26 protein-coding genes are annotated in these 25,438 nt (G+C 45.7%); 2 read left to right on the top strand and 24 right to left on the bottom strand.

Going from position 1 to position 25,438, the window contains the following annotated elements; genetic code table 11:
• Positions 1–96 precede the first annotated feature (96 nt).
• From AC4G47_RS10300 to AC4G47_RS10285, 4 genes are all read right to left on the bottom strand, one after another.
• A complete protein-coding gene (locus tag AC4G47_RS10300; RefSeq protein WP_017687614.1) occupies positions 97–573 on the bottom strand; it encodes a hypothetical protein in 477 nt (158 codons plus the stop codon).
• Between the two features lie 535 nt (positions 574–1,108).
• On the bottom strand, positions 1,109–1,759 hold the full coding sequence (locus AC4G47_RS10295) for a hypothetical protein (RefSeq protein WP_491105918.1): 651 nt from the start codon (positions 1,757–1,759) through the stop codon (positions 1,109–1,111).
• A 203-nt stretch (positions 1,760–1,962) separates the two neighbouring features.
• A complete protein-coding gene (locus tag AC4G47_RS10290) occupies positions 1,963–3,000 on the bottom strand; it encodes an NAD(P)/FAD-dependent oxidoreductase (protein WP_062835253.1) in 1,038 nt (345 codons plus the stop codon).
• A 154-nt stretch (positions 3,001–3,154) separates the two neighbouring features.
• Positions 3,155–5,128 (bottom strand): AraC family transcriptional regulator, encoded by a 1,974-nt coding sequence (locus tag AC4G47_RS10285; protein WP_491105917.1) that lies wholly within the window; start codon positions 5,126–5,128, stop codon positions 3,155–3,157.
• A gap of 361 nt (positions 5,129–5,489) precedes the next feature.
• Between AC4G47_RS10285 and AC4G47_RS10280 the strand changes: the two genes are divergently transcribed.
• Positions 5,490–5,744 (top strand): hypothetical protein, encoded by a 255-nt coding sequence (locus tag AC4G47_RS10280; protein WP_491105916.1) that lies wholly within the window; start codon positions 5,490–5,492, stop codon positions 5,742–5,744.
• Complete coding sequence (locus AC4G47_RS10275) at positions 5,723–6,301, top strand: hypothetical protein (RefSeq protein WP_491105915.1); 579 nt, start codon at positions 5,723–5,725, stop codon at positions 6,299–6,301. Before AC4G47_RS10280 ends, AC4G47_RS10275 begins: the two co-directional genes overlap by 22 nt.
• Positions 6,302–6,481: 180 nt before the next feature.
• Here the strand turns inward: AC4G47_RS10275 and AC4G47_RS10270 are convergent, their stop codons facing one another.
• From AC4G47_RS10270 to spoIIIAG, 20 genes are all read right to left on the bottom strand, one after another.
• The gene (locus AC4G47_RS10270) at positions 6,482–7,438 is read right to left on the bottom strand and encodes a GGDEF domain-containing protein (RefSeq protein ID WP_491105914.1); all 957 of its coding nucleotides are present in this window, start codon (positions 7,436–7,438) and stop codon (positions 6,482–6,484) included.
• A gap of 409 nt (positions 7,439–7,847) precedes the next feature.
• On the bottom strand, positions 7,848–8,654 hold the full coding sequence (gene spo0A / locus AC4G47_RS10265) for a sporulation transcription factor Spo0A (RefSeq protein ID WP_491105913.1): 807 nt from the start codon (positions 8,652–8,654) through the stop codon (positions 7,848–7,850).
• A 195-nt stretch (positions 8,655–8,849) separates the two neighbouring features.
• Positions 8,850–10,178: a SpoIVB peptidase gene (gene spoIVB, locus AC4G47_RS10260; protein ID WP_491105912.1), complete on the bottom strand. Its 1,329-nt coding sequence runs from the start codon at positions 10,176–10,178 to the stop codon at positions 8,850–8,852.
• Positions 10,179–10,298: 120 nt separating this feature from the next.
• Entirely contained in the window at positions 10,299–12,017 is a 1,719-nt protein-coding gene (recN, locus tag AC4G47_RS10255; protein ID WP_491105911.1) for a DNA repair protein RecN, read from the bottom strand.
• Between the two features lie 56 nt (positions 12,018–12,073).
• Positions 12,074–12,523, bottom strand: a complete 450-nt coding sequence (gene ahrC / locus AC4G47_RS10250; RefSeq protein WP_145322615.1) for a transcriptional regulator AhrC/ArgR — start codon at positions 12,521–12,523, stop codon at positions 12,074–12,076.
• An 84-nt stretch (positions 12,524–12,607) separates the two neighbouring features.
• A complete protein-coding gene (locus AC4G47_RS10245) occupies positions 12,608–13,093 on the bottom strand; it encodes a hypothetical protein (RefSeq protein ID WP_458123152.1) in 486 nt (161 codons plus the stop codon).
• 84 nt (positions 13,094–13,177) lie between these two features.
• Positions 13,178–14,023, bottom strand: a complete 846-nt coding sequence (locus AC4G47_RS10240) for a TlyA family RNA methyltransferase (protein WP_491105910.1) — start codon at positions 14,021–14,023, stop codon at positions 13,178–13,180.
• A 22-nt stretch (positions 14,024–14,045) separates the two neighbouring features.
• The gene (dxs, locus tag AC4G47_RS10235; protein WP_491105909.1) at positions 14,046–15,953 is read right to left on the bottom strand and encodes a 1-deoxy-D-xylulose-5-phosphate synthase; all 1,908 of its coding nucleotides are present in this window, start codon (positions 15,951–15,953) and stop codon (positions 14,046–14,048) included.
• A gap of 283 nt (positions 15,954–16,236) precedes the next feature.
• The gene (locus AC4G47_RS10230) at positions 16,237–17,142 is read right to left on the bottom strand and encodes a polyprenyl synthetase family protein (RefSeq protein WP_491105908.1); all 906 of its coding nucleotides are present in this window, start codon (positions 17,140–17,142) and stop codon (positions 16,237–16,239) included.
• Positions 17,135–17,392: an exodeoxyribonuclease VII small subunit gene (gene xseB / locus AC4G47_RS10225; protein ID WP_017687599.1), complete on the bottom strand. Its 258-nt coding sequence runs from the start codon at positions 17,390–17,392 to the stop codon at positions 17,135–17,137. The genes AC4G47_RS10230 and xseB overlap by 8 nt, the downstream gene beginning before the upstream one ends.
• Positions 17,382–18,746: an exodeoxyribonuclease VII large subunit gene (gene xseA, locus AC4G47_RS10220; protein WP_145322625.1), complete on the bottom strand. Its 1,365-nt coding sequence runs from the start codon at positions 18,744–18,746 to the stop codon at positions 17,382–17,384. Before xseA ends, xseB begins: the two co-directional genes overlap by 11 nt.
• Positions 18,747–18,756: 10 nt before the next feature.
• Positions 18,757–19,614, bottom strand: coding sequence for a bifunctional methylenetetrahydrofolate dehydrogenase/methenyltetrahydrofolate cyclohydrolase FolD (folD, locus tag AC4G47_RS10215; RefSeq protein WP_017687597.1), 858 nt, complete (start codon positions 19,612–19,614; stop codon positions 18,757–18,759).
• Positions 19,615–19,660: 46 nt separating this feature from the next.
• The gene (gene nusB / locus AC4G47_RS10210) at positions 19,661–20,116 is read right to left on the bottom strand and encodes a transcription antitermination factor NusB (RefSeq protein WP_215075908.1); all 456 of its coding nucleotides are present in this window, start codon (positions 20,114–20,116) and stop codon (positions 19,661–19,663) included.
• 221 nt (positions 20,117–20,337) lie between these two features.
• On the bottom strand, positions 20,338–20,571 hold the full coding sequence (locus AC4G47_RS10205) for a DUF2273 domain-containing protein (protein ID WP_017687595.1): 234 nt from the start codon (positions 20,569–20,571) through the stop codon (positions 20,338–20,340).
• Positions 20,572–20,585: 14 nt separating this feature from the next.
• On the bottom strand, positions 20,586–21,125 hold the full coding sequence (gene amaP / locus AC4G47_RS10200) for an alkaline shock response membrane anchor protein AmaP (protein ID WP_458123159.1): 540 nt from the start codon (positions 21,123–21,125) through the stop codon (positions 20,586–20,588).
• A gap of 144 nt (positions 21,126–21,269) precedes the next feature.
• Positions 21,270–21,680: an Asp23/Gls24 family envelope stress response protein gene (locus AC4G47_RS10195; RefSeq protein ID WP_017687593.1), complete on the bottom strand. Its 411-nt coding sequence runs from the start codon at positions 21,678–21,680 to the stop codon at positions 21,270–21,272.
• Between the two features lie 218 nt (positions 21,681–21,898).
• Positions 21,899–23,242 (bottom strand): acetyl-CoA carboxylase biotin carboxylase subunit, encoded by a 1,344-nt coding sequence (gene accC / locus AC4G47_RS10190; RefSeq protein WP_491105907.1) that lies wholly within the window; start codon positions 23,240–23,242, stop codon positions 21,899–21,901.
• Between the two features lie 55 nt (positions 23,243–23,297).
• On the bottom strand, positions 23,298–23,762 hold the full coding sequence (accB, locus tag AC4G47_RS10185) for an acetyl-CoA carboxylase biotin carboxyl carrier protein (RefSeq protein ID WP_074096963.1): 465 nt from the start codon (positions 23,760–23,762) through the stop codon (positions 23,298–23,300).
• A gap of 139 nt (positions 23,763–23,901) precedes the next feature.
• The gene (locus AC4G47_RS10180; protein WP_491105906.1) at positions 23,902–24,732 is read right to left on the bottom strand and encodes a SpoIIIAH-like family protein; all 831 of its coding nucleotides are present in this window, start codon (positions 24,730–24,732) and stop codon (positions 23,902–23,904) included.
• Between the two features lie 66 nt (positions 24,733–24,798).
• The gene (spoIIIAG, locus tag AC4G47_RS10175) at positions 24,799–25,437 is read right to left on the bottom strand and encodes a stage III sporulation protein AG (protein WP_458123163.1); all 639 of its coding nucleotides are present in this window, start codon (positions 25,435–25,437) and stop codon (positions 24,799–24,801) included.
• Position 25,438: the final 1 nt, after the last annotated feature.

The following is a 25,438-nucleotide window of genomic DNA, read 5'->3' as shown; positions in this document are numbered from 1 at the left end:
ATCCTCCAAAAAGCCCTTATGGGCTTTTTTTGTTGTAGCTGAGCAATCGTACAAAAAAGCACCGCTTCTCAGCGATGCTTGCAGGGTCACTTCCCGCTAGTCCCGGGAAACAAAATATTTGTTGGTCATGTAGTAAGCGTCACCACGCGACGTTTCCACCATTCCTTTTTTGGCATCCAAAAATACAATCTCTTTACACTTGGTGCAGTACCATTTCGTACGCTTATATGGAGATTCCGTCACGTAAGCCGTGCCGCATTTACAATCAATCTTCATTAATAACTCGGTTGATTTGTAAGCACTAGACAAGCGTTCCAGGTTATCCTGCTGCTGTGTAGGCATAATCGTCTGCTGATAATCCGATAAATGATTCTGAACCTTGAAATCTGCAACCAATCCTGCATTCAATCCAAAAAACTCCTTGCCAATTTCGGTCACGAAGCGCTTCTCATTTCTGTAGCAATCCAGCCACTCAATAATCTGCTTATTAGACAGTGGAACCGTACCCTTGATACCGCTGTTTAAGGTGTAGGTCATGATGTATAAAGTATCGTCTTGTCTACCTGAGTACATTAGAATCCTCCTTCGAATACATTTGCTAATGTACTACAAAAACGCGCATAAATCAAAGCAATGTTATTTCCTGAGCGCATCTTTTCTTATTAAATGGGCAACATTCCTCGTTCATCCGCCAAAGACTTACAAGAACTGCATACACCTGAAACATTTCCCTGTGGGGCCGCATAATGCACGACCGATTTAACATTTTTCTTGCATATGGAACAGTAGTGCCTCCTTTCCTTTTTTGGGGTGTAGTCCGATAGCTTCACTACGTTTTTGTTCAGTCGGAATCGGCGTAAGAAGCCCGGCCATTTCATCTCGCTTCACTCTTTCTGTTCGCCTACTTTTGTAGTCGTTTTTTCGCTCTGGGCTAAAAATCATCGCGCCTTTTTTTATGTATACGATTCCAAGTTGTGCATGCCTATCTCATAATCTATTCGACGTTTTGAGCGTTTTTCCTGTTTTTAATCTCTGCACATATAAAAAAAACCGACAGAACCTGCTCTCCTTAGTTTGGAAAAAACAGCATTGTAGTCGGTTTCCAACCTCATTTATAAAAAGTTCCCAGAACTTCCAGCTCTGGTGAGCGCTCAATTCGAAAAGGGTAGATGTAGCCCTGCTTCATTCGGGTAAATTTACGGCTCCACAGGTCCAATCCGGATGTGAACTGGTAGGCCTGATATATAAACTTGGAACAGTAATTGCGCTCAATACTCTGCAGATTGGTCTGCAAACGGTAGAATTTCACCTGCTTGTAATGGTCCTGTACCCAGCCTGCTGCCTTCATGCCTGCCTCATTCAGTCTGGAACGGAATACAATGAACCGATCACCTTCATAGAAACGGGTGATATACCAATCCAGTGAATCAGCAAATACAGGCCCATAAGGGTGCACATGATACACTTTGCCGTCGAGCCCGATAATACCCATATGCCCGGCGTAATACGTTGATTCCGAGCTTGGCGTGTACACGATATCCCCTGGCTCCAACTTCATCTCGCCCAATGCGTTAATCGGCAAGTCCCGATGTAACCGTTTGGCTGCTGAACGTTCACGCCGACCTTCAACCAACAGACGATGAAGCGCACCAGCAAGTGCGAGATAAATTTCAGACCATTTGATTTTTTTCTTGTCAGGTCGTTTAAACCAACGCTGAATGAAGGTGAAACCTCGTTGTGGTTGTGAACCCTTTTTCATACGCCGCACTCCACTCTGATCTATTATCATAACTTGTTGTTAATCAAATGTTTCTCAGGCTTATTATAGACATTTGGTCGTACATGTTCAATTCGGGGCCTGTTCTATCTTGTGCCATTATGCCTTCTTATTACCCATTTTATGCAAAAAAGATGACTTCGGAATGAACCCGAAGTCATCTTAATATAACCAATTGCGGAGCTTTATTCTTCTACAACACCAAGGGCTTTATTTTTCTCCTTAAAGCGGCTGTTATGGGAAGAAACATAAGCCACTTTCTCTGCTTCAGGGTCCATGTAAAGCTTCGCACTGTTTACTGCAAGGGCTGCATCAGTGAAAGTACCCGCAATCAGGTACAGTTTGCTACCATAATCTACAAAATCACCTGCGGCAAATACGCCAGGAATATTGGTTTGCAATCTCTCTGTGGTAGTGACATGCCATTCCCCAAGATCAAGTCCCCAATCCCGGATTGGACCAAAATCACTCTTCATGCCATGGTTTACAATGACAGCATCTACTTCAAGCAGTTCAGTTTCACCTGTGTCCACGTGTGAGATGGTCACCTGTTCAATCACATCACCACTCAAACTATGCAGTGTCTCTACCGCATAAGGTGTACGGACATCCACCGAGGATTCTCTCATGCGCAGTACATTACGCTCCAACCCGCCGAAGCGGTCACGACGATGCACTACCGTAACTTGCTCTGCCAGTGCTTCCAGTTCATTCGCCCAATCCACAGCAGAGTCGCCTCCACCCGAGATCAGCACGCGTTTACCGCGGAATGGCTCCAATTCCTGCACAGTATAGTGCAGATTGCTAACCTCGTAACGGTCTGCACCTTCAAGCTCCAGCTTGGCCATTTTATATATACCATATCCAATTGCCAAAATGACGGTACGTGTCCAGTGTTGTTCACCTGTTGCAGAAGTTAACAGAATCGTGCCATCAGGTTGACGCTCGAATCCTTCAATCTGTTGTTCAAAAACAAGGGTTGGCTCAAAAGTTCGTGCCTGTTCTTCCAATTGTTTGATCAGATCTTCACACAGAATTGGCGTCACACCTCCAACATCCCAGATCATTTTCTCCGGATAAAAGAGCATGCGACCGCCCAATCTGTCACGTGCTTCAATCAACTTGGTCTTCATATCCCGCATGCCGCTATAAAAGGCAGAGTACATGCCCGCAGGGCCACCGCCGATAATGGTTACATCATAGAGTTCCAACTGCTGATTCATATTAAAAAATACCTCCGTTAATTCGATCCAGAACATCGAGTATTTGATATCGATTCTCATTATCACTTAAATCTAGTTTAATGGCAATCTTATCAAATTACAATGACTAAATAACAAACATTTCTTGTACAAAACTTCTGTGAACCGCTCTATACTATTGCTCTCTTGGAGCCGCCAACATCTTTTCTACGACAAAATCAAGTTGTTTATTGACTGAATAGATATCGGAATAATAGAAAAATTCAAAGTCAATCTCGATCAGACGGCCTTCCTTAACAGCTGGTATGCTACTCCAAATTGGATCATTCGTAAGGTTATCTGCCCCTTCATACACCGAACGAAACACATAATCTCCGATATATTCAGGCAGTACTTCCATGGACAAGTTGGAGCCTCCTGCTTCCGAAACCACATCAATTTTCTTCTGCACTATTTCAGGAGCTTTCATGTCCAAGTACTCATATAGTGCCTGAGATCCTCGGCCATATTGCTTGCTCTCTACAACGACCATACCTTTCAAACCGCCCTCCACAATGGAAACCGTTTTGTCCAATATGCCTGCATCTGCAAGTGTTTTCTTGCTTTCTTCAACTTTGCTGTTGAGATTAGTGATTAATGTCTCGGCTTCCTGTTCTTTGCCAAAAATACTCGCTATACTCCGGAGTCTTTCTTCTGTAGTCATTTTCTCGTACGGAATATATACCGTAGGAGCGATATCCTTTAACAACGAATACGTCTCTTCTGAAGGCGCAATAATCAGATCCGGATCGAGGTCTATGACAGCTTCAGGATTCGGTTCAAACCAGGCGCCCAGTGAATTTACACCTTCAAGTTCGCCCTTGTATGCAGCGCCGGCGAATACTTCTGAGGTAGCGATTGGCTTAATTCCAAGTGCAACAACATCCCCCTGGAGATACAATACAACAACCCGTTTCGGATTCGCTGGAACAACCACGTCACCTTTAACCGTTGAGACCGTACGTGTTTCATTGTCTTTGTTCGTCTGGCTTCCTGTGTCCGATGACACGGCCGTACGACTGTTATTGGAACTGGCACCCGTTCCTTCGCCAGCTACTGGTGTTGTTGCAGTACCTGAAGAGCAGGCTGCGAGGAGCATCGTTATGCTCAATAATGCAACCATGATCATACTGGATCTTGTTTTTCTTCTTTTCATTGGTGTAGACCCTCCGTCTATATATTGATAATGATTCTCATAATCAATATAGCCCGACTTCCATCTCCGGCCAATGGACGATTCAGAGATTTGCAATGGACGATCCTCTGTTCGAGCTTCTTCCCTCATCTTTCGTTGATACAGAATTGGAGAGATCCCCACATGTTTTTTGAAGATACGACTAAAATAATACACATCCGAATAGCCCACTTCTGCTGCAATTTCACTCAGCGTTGCATCCGATCGTACAAGCAGATTGCGAGCCTTGGCGATTCGGGTCTGAATTAAATAATCAATGGGACTGTAACCCGTCTGTCGTTTGAATTGCATCGATAAATGACGGGAGCTGTAGTTCATTTGTTCAGCCAAAAAATCAAGTGTGACCTGTTCCCTGTAATGATTCTGTATATAACGAAGTGTTTTTTTCACCGGGTCAGCAAGCTCTGTTTTGATCTCCTGCTCTGCCAACTGAACCATCATTTCATGAATGAATTGGTAAAATAAACTTTTCGTATGAAGCAGATCCAGACTGCCGGACTGCACCCATGCATTCTCAAGCTCGTCAAGGTAACGTAACAACCTAAGTGGATTACTTGGCGTAAAGCCATATTGCAAAGAGAACGGTGCAACCTCAGGTTGTGCCATTAACCACTTTTTGCGATAACTAGGAAAGGCAATGAATGCTCTGTAGTAGAGCAAAATATACTCAAAATCTTCGTTAGCTTGTATATCCAGTGAGGATCCTTTCGCCCCATGAAGCATGTAAAATCGCTCTGCCTTGTATCCTTGCCCATCCAATCGTAGTACAGCAGATCCTCGAATCGCATATATAAAACCATTTGCCGGAAGTATGTAGGACTCCAGTTGCGCTCCCGCCTCCATAACAATCCGGCGTATATCCAGGACCTTAACTGCGGCATGATTCCAGCATTTCATCTGTTCATCTAATTGCATCGAATACTCTCCAATCCCAGCCTCACCCGCAACAAAGACCTTGCAAGGTCATCATTCTGCCACCCATCCTTGAAATACATGCGTAGCAGAGGTTCACTAATATTCCTTACATTATAAATGATAATAATTTTCATTATCAACTGTAATTTTAGGCTGGAATTGGATTTCATCTTATCATGGAGATTCTTTTTCTTTATTCAACGCTTAACCGAACTAGGCGGTCTCTTCGTGTAATGATTAAGTACGAAATAGACTATGTAAATGAATCCATTCTAACGAAGCAATTGATCTTCATTTACTTCCGTTAACATCCGATATATGTACATAGAACCACAATTAAACGTAGAAGGAGAACAGGGTAATGAATTCAATCTCATCTGCAACCAAAAGCAGTTTCACTCCCGGGAACCAAGTCTCCAATCGGGATAAAGAAATTCAGGGACTCATGCAACAGAAGATCAGACTTAATGAAGAAATGCAGGGCGTGAAAGCCAATGACGAGTTGGATACCAAAACAAAAGCTGAGCGAATTAAATCCTTAACAAACTCCATATCCCAAGTCGACAGCCAGATTGCCAAATTAAAGCAGAAGAATTGCAGGAAAAGAACAAATTAAAACAGCCCGAAAAGACTCATCAGCAACAGCCCAAACCAACCGACGAGGCACAATCCCCTTCACTTGATCACCTGATCAAGAATAGTCAGACTTATGATCAATTGGGTAAGCTGGTCGGTATGCGTGATCGCATGCAGGGCTCCATACAGACTACCGAGGGAGAAACCCGCTTCGACCGACTTGTCCTGGAGATCAATCCTCCGGGAAATGATCTCGATCTCGGCAAATCAATGATGCTGGAAAACGCAGAGCGCACTGTCTTCCAGGCAAAACGAGAAGTAGTTCAGGACATCAATGCTCAGTTGAGCAAAGTCAATCAGAAGATTGGGGAGTTGGTGGAAGAGATCCATCAATTCGTGCCTAAAGAAGCGGTCCAACCTCCTAGATCTGCAGCATCTGGGGAAGAAGATCAGGAAGTAAATGAAGGTAATAAAACTGGAAATACGGAGAAGTCATCGGATGGCGAAAACACAAATCAGGTATCCGAAAACCGCCTGCAAACTTCGGCTTCTGCATCTCCTACTGCTTCATATCCATCTGTTGATATTCGAATCTGAGTAGGTTCTGATCCTACATTCTTATATGTATACATAATGAGGTTAGAGTGATTTTGTAACACCACCTTCGACTCTAATCCAAATGATAGAATAACCGCTATGACAGGTACTAACGCCAGATGCGTAGCGGTTTTCTTGCATCTTACACGCTAGCTGCATCTATTATGAGTAATGCTTACTCTAACATGGATTACTGGCGGTATCATTTGCACAGATGATGCTGCCGGCAATCGCTTTACAACCTTTTTTGATCCGTGTTGCTTCATCGATAATCTGATCTATGTTTTCATATTTTTGCTTACTATTGGTCACAACAGCGATGGATACCGAAACGAGAGGAATGGGCCGATTCAACCCGGAGCGTCCTTCCCCCAGAACATATTGATGACTCCAATCATGTTCGTTGTAGAACGTCCTCTTTATTTCCTCAAAGCCTGAAATGACTTCCTCACTAATATGCTGGTAATTATGATGATTCAGGATTGCAATAAAATCATCACCCCCGATATGTCCAAGAAAAGCATCCGGAAACACAAAAAGCTTGCGAAGCAAGTTAGCTGTTGCCTGAATAAGCTGATCCCCCATCTTGAAACCATAGCTATCATTGTAGGATTTGAACTGATCGAGATCGACGTAAAGTACGCTAAAATGATCCATCTGTAGAGCCTGATTTAACCGTTCATTTATGATATGATTCCCTGGAAGACCTGTTAGCGGGTTCATAAAAATCGCCATTTCAGCCCGGACATCTGCAACCGCAAGTAACAAACGGCGAATACTTACCGCACCAAAGAAACTGTCGCCCGAGGTGATTAGCACAAGGTCATATAAATCCCCTTCATCTCGATCCATCGCAAGAACACTTACATCTGTAATCTGTTCCGAATAATCCACGACCAGTGCCTCCGTATTCATCACTAGCTCTACAGGGCGTCCCATATACAGATTATAGCCATATTGTGTACCAATCTGTTGAAAGAACCGGGCTCGCATCATCAATGACACATCCTTCTCCCCCATAACAGCTACACCTTCCAGACTGGGATTGGACTTAAACAGCTGATAGACGATATCGCATTTTGTATCAGATCGTACTATAGGAATTGGTTCAGCAATCTCACCTATTTGCGTAAACATACCACTCTACCCCTCTATTCGAAGCATCAAATCCAAGCTTTCCAAAGTATATAGTAGGTCTTTGTCAATGGTCACATCGTACCACTTTCTAACTGAAAAAGCGTTAACTCAAGGTAAAGTTTATAAAATATTTCTTATTCTAAAATGTTACTAAGAGATACGTTCTTCCTTAATGATCGGAAGTAACTTTGTAAAAATAGGTCTCATCATCATAATCTCCGTTATTTCGTAATGTAAAATACCGTCATCTATTGGATAATCTTCAATCCAATAAATGACGGTATTCGTTGGCATATATCACAAAGTTTATCGGCATAAAACAAAATCCAAATATTTTTAACCAAATTTCATTTGGCTGAAATCTATTCTGAACCAAAGTTTCCTTGCCGGCTCACTACTCCTAACTCTTTCAGCTCACCTTATTCTCAATTCTCAGCTTGTCAGCGACCATCGCGATGAACTCGCTATTTGTTGGTTTAGACTTGCTGATGTTGATCGTATAGCCAAACAAGTGGCTGATGCTGTCGATGTTACCACGCGTCCAAGCCACCTCAATGGCATGACGGATCGCACATTCGACGCGGGACGGCGTTGTTTTGAATTTTTCGGCAATGGCCGGATACAGTGTTTTGGTGATGGCTCCCAAAATTTCGATATTGTTGTACACCATCGTAATGGCTTCGCGCAAATACTGATATCCCTTAATATGCGCAGGAACGCCGATTTCATGTATGATGGACGTGATGCTGGCATCCAAATTTTTGTGTTTGCCCATTGGCACGACATTAGATTTCATGAACATGGATGAGCCGTTGCTTGTGGACATCGCGGTCTGTGTTCCCACCAGTTGGCGTACACGATTCGCGAGCACTTCCATGTCAAACGGCTTAAGAATGTAATAGGAAGCTCCGAGTTGCACGGCACGCTGTGTGATATTCTCTTGTCCGAATGCCGTAAGCATAATGACCTTAGGCTGTGGAGACAGGTTCAGGTTGCGCAAGCGCTCCAGCACACCCAGTCCATCCAGATGTGGCATGATGATATCCAGAATCAGCACATCCGGCACATCTCGTGTTTGCTCCAGCAATTGCAGTACTTCTTCTCCATTGTATGCAATACCGGTTACTTCCATATCTTCCTGTTCAGATATATATTCGGCAAGCAAATTCGTAAATTCACGATTATCATCGGCCAGCAATACCTCAATTTTTTGCAAAACGGTATCCTCCTTTAAATTAAACATCGTTTCGTACATTTCCTTACAGGTTAAATTTTCGACACAGCAGGTTAAATTCCTCCTGTCGAAAATTATTTTTCTTTATTTTTTTTTCTTGATCCTATATAATAAATAATTTATTTCATTATCCGATATATTATGTTTGCTTTCGACAAAAAAGAACCTCAGGGCTGTTTATCCAGCCTTGAGGTTCTTTGCGTTTTCCTTTTTCATCATTACACCAGCATCCTGTAACATCCATTCAATGAAGCAACCGTACCCTGATTTCGGATCGTTGACAAATACATGAGTCACTGCACCAATCAATTTACCATTTTGCACAATTGGGCTACCACTCATGCCTTGAACAATACCTCCGGTCTTATCCAGCAGTTTCGGGTCTGTAATTCGAAGTACCAAACCTTTAGTCGCTGGCTCAGATTGATCTGCTACATGAACAATGTCAATGGAGAAGCGTTCAACTTGTTGACCGTCAACCACGGTAAGAATTTCGGCCGGGCCTTCTTTAACTTCATGAGAAAAAGCAACGGGAATACCTTTGGAATACAGACTGTGCTCAGGATTTCCGGACATTTTACCAAAGATGCCAAAAGCCGTATTGCGTTCAATATTGCCCAAAATCTTACTTTCCTTGAGGAAATGAGCACGCTTTTCACCCGGATCACCGGTCTCGCTCTTCGAAATTGACGTAACGTTTGACTGAACGATCTGACCACTCCCCACAACAATGGATGTCTGTGTGTTCATATCTGTAATGACATGGCCCAGTGCGCCATATACGCCCTGATCGGGAGCATAGAAGGTAAGAGTACCAACACCAGCTGCAGAATCACGAATATACAAGCCAAGCCTCCACGCTTGATCCTCGGAGTCATACGCTGGAGTCAATCGTGTTTTGACTGTTTCCTTGCCACGTTTCAATACCACATCGATCCCTTTTTTACTTTTGCCTGCAAGTTCAACGGCTTCGGAGACACCTGCCACACCATCGAGACGTTTACCATCCATATGCGTGATCAGATCCCCAAGCTTAATGCCCGCGGTTTCTCCGGGCGATACGCGCTCATCTTGGTCAGAATGGACCAGATGATGTCCAACCACCAGAATACCTGCCGATTTAACTTTGACGCCAATCGTTTGACCCCCGGGTACAACACGCAAATCCGGTATCACGTTTACCTGAACTGTTTTCACGGGAATTTTACCCCACAACTTCAACGTTAATTTAGCATGTCCCGTCTGTTGAGGGTGAAGATGCAAAGGTTGTTGCCTGGTAAAGTGCATCGCTGCCTGATCATCCAAACCAACGATATCAGGACGATCTACAACGGCGCTTGAAGCAGCAGGTACGGCGAGCCGGACATCCGCTTGCCTGCCAGCAAACACCTGTAATTCATCCGGCAGTGAAGCATAACTTTGCACAGGCTGAATGGCCTGGCTAATCACACAAAGAAAGAAGGCAAATAAAAGACCTAGCAATTTCTTCCTGAGGGGGGAATTCAATGGCTGTCACACTCCCTTTGCTTCTTTCGCTTGACGAAAGGTGGTCGCCAATTGCGTACCTTTAAGATAACCTCGCCCCCAGGCTTTTATTACTGTCAATCATTACGCCAGCCGTCCGTTTCACCCTTTTTTGGCTTCCGCCAAATTCAGCATTTCCTGTGCGTGATGCAGTGTTTTTTCTGTAATTTCCACGCCGCCCAGCATACGTGCCAATTCCTTCACTCTGCCTTCGTCTGACAGCGATTCTACCTGCGTCATCGTCCGTCCATCATAGACATGTTTCTCGATGAGATACTGATGATCTGCCATACAAGCCACTTGTGGTAAGTGAGTTATTGAGAATACCTGACAAGTCGAAGACAGCCGGAACAATTTTTCTGCAATGGATTGAGCTGCTCTCCCACTAACGCCAGTATCAACTTCATCAAAAATCAAAACAGGTATCCGATCATGTCGCGCAAAGATACTCTTCATCGCCAGCATCATTCTCGACAGCTCTCCACCTGAAGCAATCTTGCCCAATGGTCGAAGTGGTTCACCTGGGTTCGGTGAGATCAGGAATTCGGCATTGTCCGCACCCTGACGATTCAGACGAATACGGCGGCCCTTCCATTCAATGCCCTTCGGATCTTCAAATGGAGTAATCTGAACACGCAGTGAAGTTCTTTCCATCTGCAGATCCTTAAGCTCACTTTCCACTTGCGCAGCGAGTTCCTCGGCACATTGTTTGCGAACCTTGCTGAGTTCCTCGGCAGACTCCATCACAAGATTAAGCATTTTATCACGTTCAGCTCGCAATTTCTCCAGACGTTCGTCCTTGTTCTCCAATTGGTCGGTTTCATGGCTAATCTGATCATAATAACTCAGAATAAGTTCCACGCTGTCCCCGTATTTCCGTCTGAGGCCAGAAATCAGATTCAGCCTTTGCTCCACTTCTTCCAGCCTTGCCGGATTAAATTCAATCTTCTCCCGGTAATCCCTTAACTGGAAAGTCGCATCTTCCAATTGATAAAATGCCGATTGCAGTTGCTCTACAATCGGTTGCAGACCTTTACTATCGTATCCGGATATATCTTCAATTCTTGAAAGAGCAATACTTACAGCTTCAAGTCCGCGTTGACCACTGAGCAGATCATACGCTCCGGCAACACTGTCCATCATTTTCTCACTATGGGATAGTTTGACCCGTTCTTCCCCGAGTAATTCATCCTCACCTCGTGTAAGGCTTGCGGCTGCGATCTCTTCAAGCTGAAAGCGATACATATCCAGAAGTTGATAAGCACGCTGACTGGACTCCTGGAGCGCACGCAGTTCTTTTTCCGCTGTGATAAACTTGCTGTAGCGCTCCTGATACTTTGCTTTGATCGGTCCGATTACTTCAGAGCCATAGGTGTCGAGAAGCCCCAGATGGCTCTCAGCGCGCAGCAAACTCTGATGTTCATGTTGACCATGGATATTGATCAGCTTCTCGCCTACTTCCCGCAGCATGGTGAGATTGACCAATTGTCCATTAATGCGGGACGTACTCTTCCCCTGCATGTTCAGCTCACGTCGAATGACCAAATGTTCTTCCGGCTCACAGTGGATACCCAGCTTCTCCAATGTCTGCCATACGGGATGACTCTGCTCCATCTCGAACAGGGCTTCCATCTCTGCCTTGTCACATCCGTACCGGATCAGATCTGCTGAACTGCGTCCACCTGCAATTAAACCAAGTGCATCTATAATAATCGACTTCCCTGCACCCGTTTCCCCAGAGAGTACATGGAATCCCGGGTGGAATACAACATCTACTTCTTCCACCACAGCCAGATTGCGAATCGATAAAGTAACTAACATCTGCAAAAACACCTCCGGATGAACTAACTCAGAAATTATGTTTTTGAATCACTTATTCAGGAAATGTAACCCATGATCCGCTCAATAACGGTCACACTGTTACCTTCAGTCCGGCAGATAATCAGGATGGTGTCATCTCCACAGATCGTGCCCATGACTTCATTCCACTCAATATTATCAAGTAAAGCAGCAATGGAATTCGCTGTTCCCGGTAAACATTTCATCACAACCAGGTTGTTCGTGTGATCAATGTGCAGGAAGTTGTCAACGAGTGCACGCTTCAGCTTCTGAATCGGATTATATCGTTGATCTGTTGGCAAAGAATACTTGTACCGTCCGTCATCCATCGGAATCTTGATTAACAGAAGTTCTTTGATATCCCGGGATACCGTAGCTTGAGTCACCTGGAAACCTGATTTGCGCAGTGCTTCAACCAGATCATCCTGAGTCTCAATTTCATTTTGACTAATGATTTCACGAATCTTGATGTGCCTTTGTCCTTTCATACATGCCTCCAGTTAAATGTATTGCAATAAAGCAGCAATTGTAGTTCGCCGCAGATTTCGCCAAACCATGTTCACTCTTTTATATTAGTCCAGATCATCCCCATCATACACATCTTCCTGATAGTCCATGAGCCTGATTAACTTAATATCGGAATCCTCCAAGTCAACATACAGCAATCCTTCACAACCAGGATATAACAACAGATAATTGAGGAAGCGATCCCTTAGCGCAGGTCCAGTCAATTCAAGCGGCTGTCTGCGACGCGATGTTTTGACCAGGTATCTGAGATCCTCCCGCTCTGCAACATAATCAATGAATAATCTGCTGTAAAATACGGATTCGTTGGCCTCAAAAGCCAGAGGGACTTTCATTTTACCACCGATGACTTCGTAACCCTGCGCTTCAAGCAGATCTAATGCAGGGGAATCCTGAATCTTTACATTCAGTTGCATTCCAGACAAGCTTACAGGCATCGGTCGGTTCACCCAATTACGCAGGCCGAAGAACAGCCACAAGATCAGACAGACAGCAAGAACACCTATAACGATTGTGTCATATTGACCATTCATTATCGCTCACCTCGAAGACATATTCGAGATTCAGTGATGATTTCCCTTTACATCGATCACCTTTCCAGCGAAAAGAAACCCATCTTATGATGAGTTTCCCGTAAATGTATGCGCCGCTTCCTTCGCAACTTGCTCCGCAAGTGCATCAAGTGAAGCTGGATCGTTCTCTGGTTGTGTTGCCTCTGGTGCTTCCAGACGCCAATGAGCGAGAAATTCGATATTGCCTTCTCCACCGGTTATAGGGGAAAAAGTTAAACTCTGCAGATCCAAACCAAGTTGACTCGCAAAATGAAGCATGGTCTGTAATACATCCTTGTGTACCTTCGTATCACGTACTACACCGGACTTGCCTACTTTTTCACGCCCTGCCTCAAATTGAGGTTTAATCAATGCTACGATATCTGCAGGTTGTTTCAAAAGGGCCAGGAGTGGCGGCAATATGATGCGTAGTGAAATGAAGGACACATCAATACTCGCAAAATTTGGCACGGGTCCCGTCAGATCTTCGGGAGTCACATAGCGAAAATTAGTTCGTTCCATCACGGTAACCCGTTCATCATTACGCAAAGACCAGTCGAGCTGATTATAGCCCACATCAATGGCATATACGTGAGATGCACCATGCTGTAGTGCACAATCCGTAAAACCACCGGTGGATGAACCGATGTCGAGCATGACAAGTCCATTCATATCAAGGCCGAAATGACGGATCGCTTTTTCGAGCTTCAATCCGCCTCTGCCAACATAGGGATGTACCGAGCCTTTAACCTTCAGCTCGGCTTCCCGTAGAATTTTCATACCAGCTTTTTCAATCGGCTCATTGTTGGCATACACCAGTCCAGCCATGATCGCTGCTTTCGCCTTCTCACGACTTTCATAATAGCCCTGCTCAACCAGCAGAACATCAATTCGTTCTTTCGGGAGTGACATGTCTTTCTCCTATCATGTAATTTTACGAAGGAAAACGTGTTTTGGGCATGCCGTAAGATGATTGAACAGCCATGTTACGCAGTTCAGCACATACATTTTCAACGGTAAGACCCACTTCCTCACGTTGTTCCTTGATACTGCCATGCTCGATAAAGCGATCCGGAATCCCCATCAGTTGTACATGTACATCATGCAATCCCTCTTCTGCGTAGAACTCCAGAACCGCACTGCCCATACTACCTGCTTGGGATGCTTCTTCAAGCACAATTAATTTGGTACCTCGAACAGCCAAATCACGAAGCATCTGCTCATCCAGAGGTTTGAGGAAGCGAGCGTTGATTACGCCTGCTGTAATGCCTTCCCGTTTCAGCAACTCTGCTGCTTCTTCTGCAAGCTGCACCATCGATCCTGAAGCGATGACGGCATATCCTTCCGAGGGACGCAATTGCTCCCATGTTCCAATCGGAATCGTAACAAGCACATCATCCAGAGGTACACCCACCACATTGTTTCGTGGATAACGGTAAGCAATCGGACCTTCATTATAATCAAGCGCCGTTTTCATCATATGACGCAATTCATTTTCGTCTTTTGGCATCATCAGAACGATATTTGGAATATGACGCATGAACGCCACATCGTATACCCCTTGATGTGTTTCCCCATCCGGACCCACAAACCCAGCACGGTCAATGGCAAACATCACGTTGGCGTTATGACGACAAATATCATGTACAATCTGATCATATGCACGTTGCATAAACGTGGAATACACGGCAAAGACCGGTTTTAAGCCTTCCATGGCCAATGCTGCGCACATCGTCGCCGCATGTTGTTCAGCGATCCCCACGTCAATCATGCGATCCGGAAATTCCTTACTAAACGGGATGAGCCCTGATCCTGTAGGCATTGCTGGAGTGACAGCTACGATCCGCTTATCCTGCTTCGCAAGATCAATCAGCGTTTGACCAAACACTTCCGTATACATCGGTTTTCCCACAGCCTTCAGCACTTGACCGGATTCAATTTTGTACGGAGAAATTCCGTGCCACTTGTGTGAATCAGCTTCTGCTGGCTTATAGCCTTTTCCTTTGGTTGTCAGTACATGAACGAGCACAGGACCATCCACGTTATCTGCCTGTTTAAATGTTTCGATCAATTTGGGAATATCATGCCCATCAATCGGCCCCAAATACGTGAAACCCAGTTCTTCAAAAAGAACCCCTGGCACCATCATATATTTGACACTGTCTTTGATCCAGCTCGCCGATTTGGCCAAACGATCCCCAATAGCAGGGATTTTTTTGAGCATTCCCTCGACATCATCTTTCGCTTTCAGATAATGGCGATCCGAACGAATTTTGCTCAAATATTTATGCATAGCCCCAACGTTTGGAGCAATGGACATTTCATTATCATTCAGAATAACCATCAGTTTTCTCTGCTCATGACCAATATGATTGAGGGCCTCAAATGCCATACCACCTGTAAGCGCTCCATCACCAATCATTGCGATGACTTGATTATCTTCACCCTTCAGATCACGTGCAAGGGCCATCCCCATCGCAGCGGACAATGAAGTACTGCTGTGGCCAGCTTCCCATACATCATGTTCACTTTCGTTACGTTTAACAAATCCGCAGAGTCCGTTGTGTTGACGCAATGTATCAAAGCGATCCATACGCCCTGTGAGTACTTTGTGCACATAAGCCTGATGCCCTACATCAAAAATCATTTTGTCTGCTGGACTGTTATAGCAGTAATGCAGGGCTACCGTGAGCTCAACCACTCCTAAGTTGGGTGCAAGATGCCCACCTGTAACGGACAGTTTCTCAATAAGAAACTGCCGGATCTCTGCTGACAAAAGCGCAAGATCATCCTGAGACATCGATTTTAGATCACTGGGTTGTTTAATTTGTGGAAGCAGCACGAGAATCTCCCCGCTTTCCTAGATTGTTTAATTATTAGTGTAAATCCCTATATACATTATGAATCAAATGACATTAAATCATTATAACATAAAAGAACAAGAATCATAATTTACTGCACCATACTCCCGATAACGAGCATTTTCGCCAGCAAAATATCTATGATCTGTCTCCGTATGTATTCCCGAATCTACTCGGGACAGACTTTTTCCATCCACTCGGAAAAAGGACATTACATTCATTACACTGTTCTACAGGTTTTGAAACAACGTGTTCCTTCAGAATCTAATGGTCTCGACTCATCAGATAATCTGCGATTTCCACCAATCTGGATGCATCAGGTAACTCGGCTCTTTCAAGTGCATCTTTTGCAGATTGTGTAAGGGACTTCACCTCTTCCATAGAGGCATCCATCCCAATAAAATAAGGATACGTTACCTTCTGCTGATTCACATCGCTCTGTGTTTTCTTGCCCATCTTTTGCTCGTCGCCCGTCAGGTCGAGAATATCATCCTGAATCTGGAACGCCATCCCCAGATCACGGCCGAACACACGCAGTGCTTCTAACTGTCCTTCTGTAGCTCCACCGATTCGCGCTCCAGCAATGAGGGCGAATACAATCAGGTCGCCCGTTTTGTGCAGATGAATGTACTGGAGCTGCGCAAGATCAGTCATCCCTTGCTCGCCTTCCATATCCGCAACTTGGCCACCGACCATACCTCTTGCTCCAGCGAGTTCAGACATATCCTCTACGATGGACAGCAAAGCTTCTGATGCCACGCCACTGCGCCGACCTGCTTGAACAATACTATAAAAAGCATGCGTTAACAGTGCATCACCTGCCAAAATGGCTGTTGCTTCACCATATACCTTATGATTCGTTAATTTCCCCCTGCGGTAATCATCATTATCCATAGCAGGCAGGTCGTCGTGGATCAGCGAATACGTATGAACCATCTCCACGGCGCAGGCTACCGGCATTGCAGCTTTACGCTGTGCACCGAAGGCTTCCGCCGCAGCAACGACCAGAACAGGACGAAGGCGTTTGCCTCCGGCCATAAGTGAATATTGCATCGCATCCTTCAGCGATTGAGGTACATCCCAATGATCGGGAAGAGTGTGCTTCAACTCTTCAGTCACCTCAGCTGTGACTTCCTCAAGGTATGCTTGAAACGAAGGACGATTACTCATGGACTTCACCGCTCTCATCGTCAGCAGTTCCGAATGGCTTCTTGCGAAGCTCTCCATCTTCTTCTACGATCATCTCGATCTTGCGTTCCACTTGTTCCAGCTTCAGACCGCAAAGTTGCGAAAGTTTCATCCCGCGCTGAAACAGATCGATGGCCTGTTCCAACGGAACATCACCATGCTCAAGCTGACCTACGATGTCTTCCAATGCCGCCATTGCCTCTTCAAAATTCAATTCCGGTTCATTCGCCATGGGTATTGTCGTCCTCCTTCATTCCCCAAACCTGACAGTCCAGCTGTCCGTCTGTTAATTTAATCTTGATCGAATCTCCAGGCTGTACATCCTTCATCGACTTGATCAATCGTTGTTCCTGCTCGTCATAAACGAGGCTATATCCGCGTGACATAACTTTAAGCGGGCTAAGCGCATCCAGATGCCGCACAGATGACTTCCACTGTTGCTGCTTCGATCTGGTTATGGACCTGATCGCAAGTTCAAGTTGTCTGCGTGCTGCCGCGTTTTCACGGCGTGCTGCATTGACCTGATCACGAGGATTGAATCGTTGCAGTGCGGCCCGAAGACGTTCCTGCTTCTCTCCCGTCCATTTCATACGCGTATCCACAGTTCTCAAAAGCCGTTGGTGCATCATATCCAAACGTTCCGTGTGCTGCATCAAGGTACGTCTTGGATGAACAAGCACCGGCGAACGCTGTAATCTTGCGAGCCGTTCACGATTATGTACAGCACGCTGACGCAAGCTGTGCTGTAACTGGCGCTGACGTTGTCCGATCTGATCGAGCAACTCGGCTCGATTAGGTACAGCCAGTTCAGCAGCTGCTGTAGGTGTAGCCGCACGCAAATCGGCCGCAAAATCAGCAATGGTAAAGTCCGTTTCGTGTCCAACCGCAGAAATGACAGGAATATCCGAAGCGACAATTGCTCTTGCCACGATCTCCTCATTGAACGCCCACAATTCCTCCAGTGAACCGCCTCCGCGTCCAACGATAAGTACATCGGCTTCTCCCATGCGGTTCAGGTTGCCAATCGCTTTAACAATGGAAGGTGCTGCACCTTTACCTTGGACCAGAACAGGATATAAAACGACTTTGGCAGAAGGGTATCTGCGTTGGAGTGTGATCATAATGTCCCGCACCGCCGCTCCCGTCGGTGAAGTTACAACCCCGATCGTCTGTGGGTAACGAGGAATCTGTCTTTTTCTCGAAGGTGAAAATAACCCTTCATCCTCCAGCTTTTTCTTCAATTGCTCGTAAGCCAAATACAGACTTCCAATTCCGTCCGGTTGCATATGGGTAGCGTAGAATTGATATTGCCCATCCCGTTCATATACCGAGACATTACCACGGGCAATAACCCTTGCACCCTCCTTCGGTACAAAGGGTAATCGCTGATTATGGGATGCAAACATAATCGACTTGATCCGGCTGTCCTTGTCCTTCAATGTAAAATACATGTGGCCGCTGGAGTGATGTGTGAAATTCGAAATCTCCCCGCGCAACCAGACGTCCGACAGGACCTGATCCGATTCCAGTTTCATTCGAATGTATCGGTTCAGATCTTTGATGGAGTAGATCTTTTGATCTGCCACAGACAGAACCCTAGGCCAATCCGTGAGCGCGTTTGGCAGCGATCAATGTATTTTGCATCAGCATCGTAATTGTCATTGGACCAACACCACCAGGAACAGGTGTAATTGGACCAGATACTTCTTTCACGCTCTCGAAATCAACGTCTCCAGCCAGCTTGCCATTCTCCAAACGGTTCATGCCAACATCGATAACAACCGCACCCGGTTTCACAAAATCAGCATCCACAAAATTGGCACGGCCGATGGCTACAACCAGAATATCCGCCTGACGTGTGATTTCTTTCATGTTGGCGGTACGGGAATGACACATCGTTACCGTCGCATTCTCACGTTGGAGCAACAGCGATACCGGTTTGCCGACAATATTGCTTCTTCCGATGACTACTGCATGTTTACCGGACATTTCCAGTCCAGTACGCTTGATCAGTTCGATTACACCCGCTGGGGTACATGGAAGCAGACTATCGTCTCCAATAACGAGATTACCTACATTCACCGGATGGAATCCGTCTACGTCTTTATCCACGGCAATCGCATCAATAACTGCTTTCTCTTCAATATGCTTCGGCAGTGGGAGCTGAACCAGAATTCCGTTAATGGATTGCTGATTGTTCAGCTTGTCCACCAGGGCAAGCAGATCTTCTTGGGACGTGTCTGCATCCAAGCGATGCACTTCGGAATAGAAGCCGAGGTCATGACATGCTTTTTCTTTATTACGCACATATACTTGGGATGCCGGATCTTCCCCGACGAGCACAACAGCCAGACCAGGTACTACCCCCTGTTCGCTAAGCTGTTTTACTTCTGTTGTCATGCTTGCGCGGATCTCTTGGGATACTTCTTTACCGTTAATAATAGATGCTGTCATTGTACTCTCTCTCCCTTATGTGAATATAAATTAAATAACTGACGAACTAAGAAGATAATTTTGCTTTAATGGCGTCAACTTCCTGAATCATACGTCCAAGTACGCCATTGACGAACTTACCGGATTCTTCTGTACCAAAGTATTTGGACAGCTCGATTGCTTCATTGACCGATACCTTGGCCGGAATGTCATCACGGAATACCATTTCATACGTTGACAGTCGTAGAATCTGGCGGTCTACACGCGACAGACGGCTAATCTGCCAGCCTTTCAAATAATCTACGAGCAGCCCATCAATCGCTTCCTTATTATTCCAGGCTCCCTGTACCATCTCAGTAACATAGGTACGCATTACGTCTGCATCACGAATGACCACTTCGGTTTCATTATCTTCAGCGGCTTCATTGATCAACATGTTCACAGCTTCCGCTGCACCTACCTCATTCATTTCCATCTGATACAAACTTTGTACTGCAATTTCCCTTGCCAAACGTCTTTTCATGTCCTGCCTCCTGCAGCGCTCCGTCTGGAGCGTCATCATGCTTATTTTAAAATCATGCAAACATCGCATCATATCCTGTATCGGATAGATGGATGGCTTCCATGGTATTGTTATTGTTATCCCTTTTCACAAAAAAACCTGCAATACGTTTCCTCCAAAAAACGGGCAACCTAAACTACAGCTCTATTTTCGGAAGAAACATATTGCAGGGTTCAGGTAGGTCACTTAAACGGACGCCAGCGATCGCCAAGCCATTGTCCCCACTCCCTCCAGGGAATGGACGAACCCAGCTTAGAATCGCTTCGTCTGCCTAACGTATAACCGATGAACACCAAGAGTGCAAAGAACAACATATCCCAAAAACCGATCCATACATAAAGAAATCCAAAAAAGATGCCGCCGATAATCCCGGTAATTCGGCCTCTGTGACTATCCCAAATCTCTTTCCACAGCATCAGTGAAACTCACCTCATTCCACTCGACTCTTGTAGTTAGGCGACTGGGTTACATTAGCGATATACACCGTGACAAAAGATACCGGAATGCCCGTAATCTCTTGCACATGATCATGTATAGCCTTTTGCAGATCAGAAGTCAGCGCAGGAATAGGTGTCTCGCCATCCACTACTGCACGGATCATAATCTCCAGTCCTGACTCAACCACACGTATACGTGCCTTGACATCACGTACTCCCCGGAAACGGGAAGCCGCCTTCAAACAGAGATTCTCAATCGTCTCCATCGAAATCTGTACATCACCAAATTCTGTGCGTTGATCCACAGACGGCAACGAAGCACGCTCACGCCGAACCGAGATGTAGAAAAATCGCAAACTCAGGATAAACAAAATCGCTGCTGCAATAACCGACGCAACAATAACGTTTTGTTCCTGCTGGTAATTCAATTCGTAAGGCAGCACACCGCTAATCAGAAGAATGACGGCTGCCGATATTGCTCCAACGCTTATGCTGTATATAAACAACAGAAGCCGATCCAGTATTTTAGCCACGAACTGCACAGCCTCCCTTGCTCACTAACATCGCTTAACCTGTTCACTAGCAAAATCAGATCTCCATCTAGCTTTCGCTATCTTGAAGACCTGTCCAAGACGGGATAACCCCCGGCAGATGATGCCGGGGGAATCTGTCTTCTTTTATTTTACGCGCTGACTGTTCAGGTCAATTTCTTCCACTTTCTCAGTGCTCTTGAACTGAACGTCATGAATGTGCACATTCACTTCATTCACATTCAATCCTGTCATGTTCTCAATGGAACGTTTCACGTTCTGTTGAATCTCGGTAGCCACTTGTGGAAGACGGTATCCGTACTCGATAATTACGGAAACATCGACTGCAGCTTCACGTTGGCCCACTTCAACCTTAACGCCTTTGGAAAGGTTTTTGCGACCAAGCAATTCAGCAAATCCGCCTGCGAATCCGCCACTCATGCCTGCTACACCTTTCACTTCAAGAGTTGCCAATCCAGCAATCACTTCAATAACTTCAGGTGCGATCTGGATTTCACCGATATCCGTTCGTTCAAATTCAGTCGGTAGTGTACTCATAACTGTTCAACACACCTTTCGCGAGATAAGTTTGCGGCCATCCGTGAGGGCGCTGGACTCAGGTCAATTGACCTTCAGAACCCTTCCGGTCCGGCTTTACCGGAACTCCTGCAAACATCCGCGAGGTGCGGGCTTATCCTTTGCAGGAGACATGCGCTCTTATTATTACATACTATATCATTTGGGCTACATTATGACAAACAAGCCCAATATACCTTTTAAATCTCGTTTTCCTCAAGAAATTTGATATCAAAGTCACCACGAATGAACGTTGGGTGCTCCAGCAATTTTTGATGGAAAGGAATGGTTGTAGATATGCCTTCAATCGCAAATTCCCCAAGGGCACGCTTCATCTTGGCAATTGCCTCTTCACGATTCGCTCCCCACACAATCAATTTTGCAATCATGGAGTCATAGAAAGGTGAAATGGTGTAACCGGGATAAGCAGCACTATCTACACGCACGCCCGGTCCTCCGGGTGCAAGGTAGAATCCGATTTTACCTGGAGATGGCATGAAGTTACGATCCGGATCTTCCGCATTGATACGACATTCAATAGCCCAACCATTGATTACCACGTCTTCCTGACAGAATGAAAGTGGGTTGCCTTCCGCTACCGAGATCATCTCACGGATCAAATCAACGCCAGTAACCATCTCGGTTACCGGATGCTCTACCTGAATGCGCGTATTCATCTCCATGAAATAGAACTCGCCATTCGGGCTAAGCAGGAACTCCAGGGTGCCCGCTCCCGAGTAATCTACGGCAAGAGCTGCCCGTACCGCTGCTGCGCCCATTTGAGTACGTACCTCTTCGGAGATTATCGGACACGGAGCTTCTTCTACCAATTTCTGGCGACGACGCTGAACCGAGCAATCACGTTCTCCCAAATGTGCAGCATTACCGTGTTTATCAGCAATGATCTGAATCTCCACGTGCTTCATACCTGTCAAGAATTTCTCCAGATACACACCAGCGTTGCCAAAAGCCTTCTGTGCTTCCTGCTGAGCAGCTGTAATCTGCTTAATCAGCGTTTCTTCATCTTCGGCAATCCGAATTCCCTTACCACCGCCACCAGCAGTAGCTTTGATAATGATAGGATATCCGATGTCTCTAGCAATCATGATTGCTTCATCCAAATTTTCAACGAGACCGTCTGATCCAGGAATAACAGGCACTCCCGCATCTTTCATCGTCTGTTTGGCGACAGCCTTGTCTCCCATTTTGGTAATGGCTTCCGGTGAAGGGCCGATAAATGTAATGTTGCAGGAACCACAGATTTCTGCAAAATCAGCATTCTCTGCCAAAAAACCGTATCCAGGGTGGATTGCATCACATTCCGTCAGCGTAGCTACACTCATCAGGTTTGTGAAATTCAGGTAACTGTCCTTGGACGGTGTCGGTCCGATACAGTAGGCCTCATCTGCAAGGCGAACATGCAGTGAATCCTTATCGGCTTCCGAATAGACGGCTACCGTCGATATGCCAACTTCGCGGCAGGCACGAATAATACGTACCGCAATCTCTCCACGGTTCGCAATCAGTATTTTTTGAAATTTCATTTCGTTTTGTCCTCCTTCGAAGCTCATGCGGTTAGCTGTTAACCAGCTATGACGGTTATTCCGGTTTCACCAGGAAAAGGGGCTGCCCGTACTCGACCAGCTGTCCGTTCTCAACCAGCACTTCAACGATTTCTCCCTTGATGTCCGCATCAAGCTCGTTCATCAGCTTCATCGCTTCGATGATACATACCGTTGTTTTCTCAACAACTTTATCACCAGCACTCACAAAAGGACCCGCTTCCGGCGAGGAAGCTCTGTAAAAAGTACCTACCATCGGAGATACAATTTTATGTAAATGACTTGTAGTATCGACCTGCGGAGCAGCTTCACTTACCACAGCAGCCGGCTGTACTTGCGGAGCAGCAATCATTTGCGGTTGCATAGCAGCTGCCTGAACATACTCCGTTTTGCCCGGTTTACGGATCGATAACCGTGATCCTTCATTTTCAATTTCCAACTCTTGAACGGAACTTTCATCTACCAGTTTGATCAGTTCTTTGATCTCACTCAATTTAAACATTTCCATTATTCACTCCTTCGGCATCATGCCAGTCTCACTAGGACGGTCATATGGCTTTATGTATTATATCATAATCGTTAAAAATGGAAAGAGCCCGAGAGTACAACCAGCTCCCGGGACTTCATTTCCATGATTTGGATTACTCTTCTGTAACGTATTGAACGCTGATTTTGTTCTGGGATACAGCCAATTCTTTCATGACCAGATCCACAATGGATACCGCCTGTTTTACGTCCAGTTTGTCACTGAGGACTACGACTTTATACTTGTCTGCATCTTCTTCAACGATCGCATTGGCGAACTGCTGGGAAAGCGTCTCCTCAATGCCTGTAATTTTGGCTTCTTTTTCTTCCAGTGTACGGAGTTGCTCCGTTGCTTTGGCATTCTCCTCTGGCGTTTTGCTCAGATCACCTGCCACGGTCATCAGTTCCTCATACTTGCGATTGTTGCTTTCCTCACGCTGCCACTGGTAGTTCTGGAACTGGCTGCTCGCAGATGCTGTCGTATTCTGCTCTTCCATTTCCTTGAGAACTTCCTCATCTGTCTTCGTTGCCGTACCTTCTGCCTGACCGTCTGTCCCCGGTGTGCTTGCTGCCCCTTTATCCGTTTCTTTGTCGGCTTCTTTTCCTGCTTCACCCTTATTCTCGCCTGATTCAACAGCAGGTGTTTTCTCTGTATTTCCAGTCTCTTTATCTTCTGTAGCCGCAGGTTCTTCAGTAGTGCCAGCCGTACTTGGATCACTTTCAACTTCGCCGCTATTCACCACTTCATTCACGACCAGACCTTCTGTAGGATCAAGAATGCCTGCTGTTTCCGTCGCTTCCCCTTGCTTGATTCCATCGACTTGCTGACTGTCAGCCACCGGTGCATTGACTGGACCAGAATCCTCAGTGAACAGATAATACGCGGACAAAATGACCATCAGACTCAGCATGGAAACGAGCCATACCGTTTGACGTTTGTTATTCATTAGAACTTCCTCCTCAAATTGGCTTCACTCTTATGAGAATTGAATCTTGCGATTCATCACACCAGATTAGTCTTGTTTGCGCGGTACAACCGAGATCCGGTAGGCGGCCACATTCAGTCCTTTTTCCACAGCATCGGTTATCAGTTCTTTCACAACCTTGTTCTCTGCACCCCTCGCAACTACAAGCACACCACGGATCTGCGGTTTGAGCTTTTTGGTCACTATCGGTGTCTGATCCCCTGATATTTCGTACGTAATAATCTCGCCATCGCGGGTATATTGCGTCATATGTCGCTTGCCCCCGTTAGCATCAGTCTCTTCGGTAAGTTGCTGAGAATCCTTCACGTTCCGCTGAACAACCAGTTCTTCTGTGGAATCCACGGTAACCATCACATCAACGGTCCCCACACCAACTATATTCTCCAGCACACCTTTGATCTTGTCCTCAAATGCAATTTCGATTGCCTGAAAAGGGTTCTGATCCATCGGATCACTCTGTATGGATGCCATGGATGCTGCCGGATCAGGTGGTTCCCGACCGATATTTTCGGAATCAATTTTTTTGACATTGACGAAGGAATTGAACAGCATGATTCCCACCCCGATCAAACCCAGGATAATCAACCAACGGAAAGTTTGGCTCCGCCTTGCCCCACCCTCACCGCCACCCATCCAGGTTTCCATCTTTTTGAACCATTGTTTCATC

The organism is Paenibacillus sp. Negev47, assembly GCF_058313655.1.
The sequence above is the reverse complement of the archived record's forward strand: the minus strand, read 5'-3'. Positions and strand labels throughout refer to the sequence as shown.

Bases quoted from the DNA above. Each gene is read 5' to 3' on its own strand.
- AC4G47_RS10300 (WP_017687614.1), bottom strand. From the start codon at position 573: ATGTACTCAGGTAGACAAGACGATACTTTATACATCATGACCTACACC.
- AC4G47_RS10295 (WP_491105918.1), bottom strand. From the start codon at position 1,759: ATGAAAAAGGGTTCACAACCACAACGAGGTTTCACCTTCATTCAGCGT.
- AC4G47_RS10290 (WP_062835253.1), bottom strand. From the start codon at position 3,000: ATGAATCAGCAGTTGGAACTCTATGATGTAACCATTATCGGCGGTGGC.
- AC4G47_RS10285 (WP_491105917.1), bottom strand. From the start codon at position 5,128: ATGCAATTAGATGAACAGATGAAATGCTGGAATCATGCCGCAGTTAAG.
- AC4G47_RS10280 (WP_491105916.1), top strand. From the start codon at position 5,490: ATGAATTCAATCTCATCTGCAACCAAAAGCAGTTTCACTCCCGGGAAC.
- AC4G47_RS10270 (WP_491105914.1), bottom strand. From the start codon at position 7,438: ATGTTTACGCAAATAGGTGAGATTGCTGAACCAATTCCTATAGTACGA.
- recN (WP_491105911.1), bottom strand. From the start codon at position 12,017: ATGTTAGTTACTTTATCGATTCGCAATCTGGCTGTGGTGGAAGAAGTA.
- ahrC (WP_145322615.1), bottom strand. From the start codon at position 12,523: ATGAAAGGACAAAGGCACATCAAGATTCGTGAAATCATTAGTCAAAAT.
- AC4G47_RS10245 (WP_458123152.1), bottom strand. From the start codon at position 13,093: ATGAATGGTCAATATGACACAATCGTTATAGGTGTTCTTGCTGTCTGT.
- AC4G47_RS10240 (WP_491105910.1), bottom strand. From the start codon at position 14,023: ATGTCACTCCCGAAAGAACGAATTGATGTTCTGCTGGTTGAGCAGGGC.
- AC4G47_RS10230 (WP_491105908.1), bottom strand. From the start codon at position 17,142: ATGAGTAATCGTCCTTCGTTTCAAGCATACCTTGAGGAAGTCACAGCT.
- xseB (WP_017687599.1), bottom strand. From the start codon at position 17,392: ATGGCGAATGAACCGGAATTGAATTTTGAAGAGGCAATGGCGGCATTG.
- folD (WP_017687597.1), bottom strand. From the start codon at position 19,614: ATGACAGCATCTATTATTAACGGTAAAGAAGTATCCCAAGAGATCCGC.
- nusB (WP_215075908.1), bottom strand. From the start codon at position 20,116: ATGAAAAGACGTTTGGCAAGGGAAATTGCAGTACAAAGTTTGTATCAG.
- AC4G47_RS10205 (WP_017687595.1), bottom strand. From the start codon at position 20,571: ATGCTGTGGAAAGAGATTTGGGATAGTCACAGAGGCCGAATTACCGGG.
- AC4G47_RS10195 (WP_017687593.1), bottom strand. From the start codon at position 21,680: ATGAGTACACTACCGACTGAATTTGAACGAACGGATATCGGTGAAATC.
- accC (WP_491105907.1), bottom strand. From the start codon at position 23,242: ATGAAATTTCAAAAAATACTGATTGCGAACCGTGGAGAGATTGCGGTA.
- accB (WP_074096963.1), bottom strand. From the start codon at position 23,762: ATGTTTAAATTGAGTGAGATCAAAGAACTGATCAAACTGGTAGATGAA.
- AC4G47_RS10180 (WP_491105906.1), bottom strand. From the start codon at position 24,732: ATGAATAACAAACGTCAAACGGTATGGCTCGTTTCCATGCTGAGTCTG.
- spoIIIAG (WP_458123163.1), bottom strand. From the start codon at position 25,437: ATGAAACAATGGTTCAAAAAGATGGAAACCTGGATGGGTGGCGGTGAG.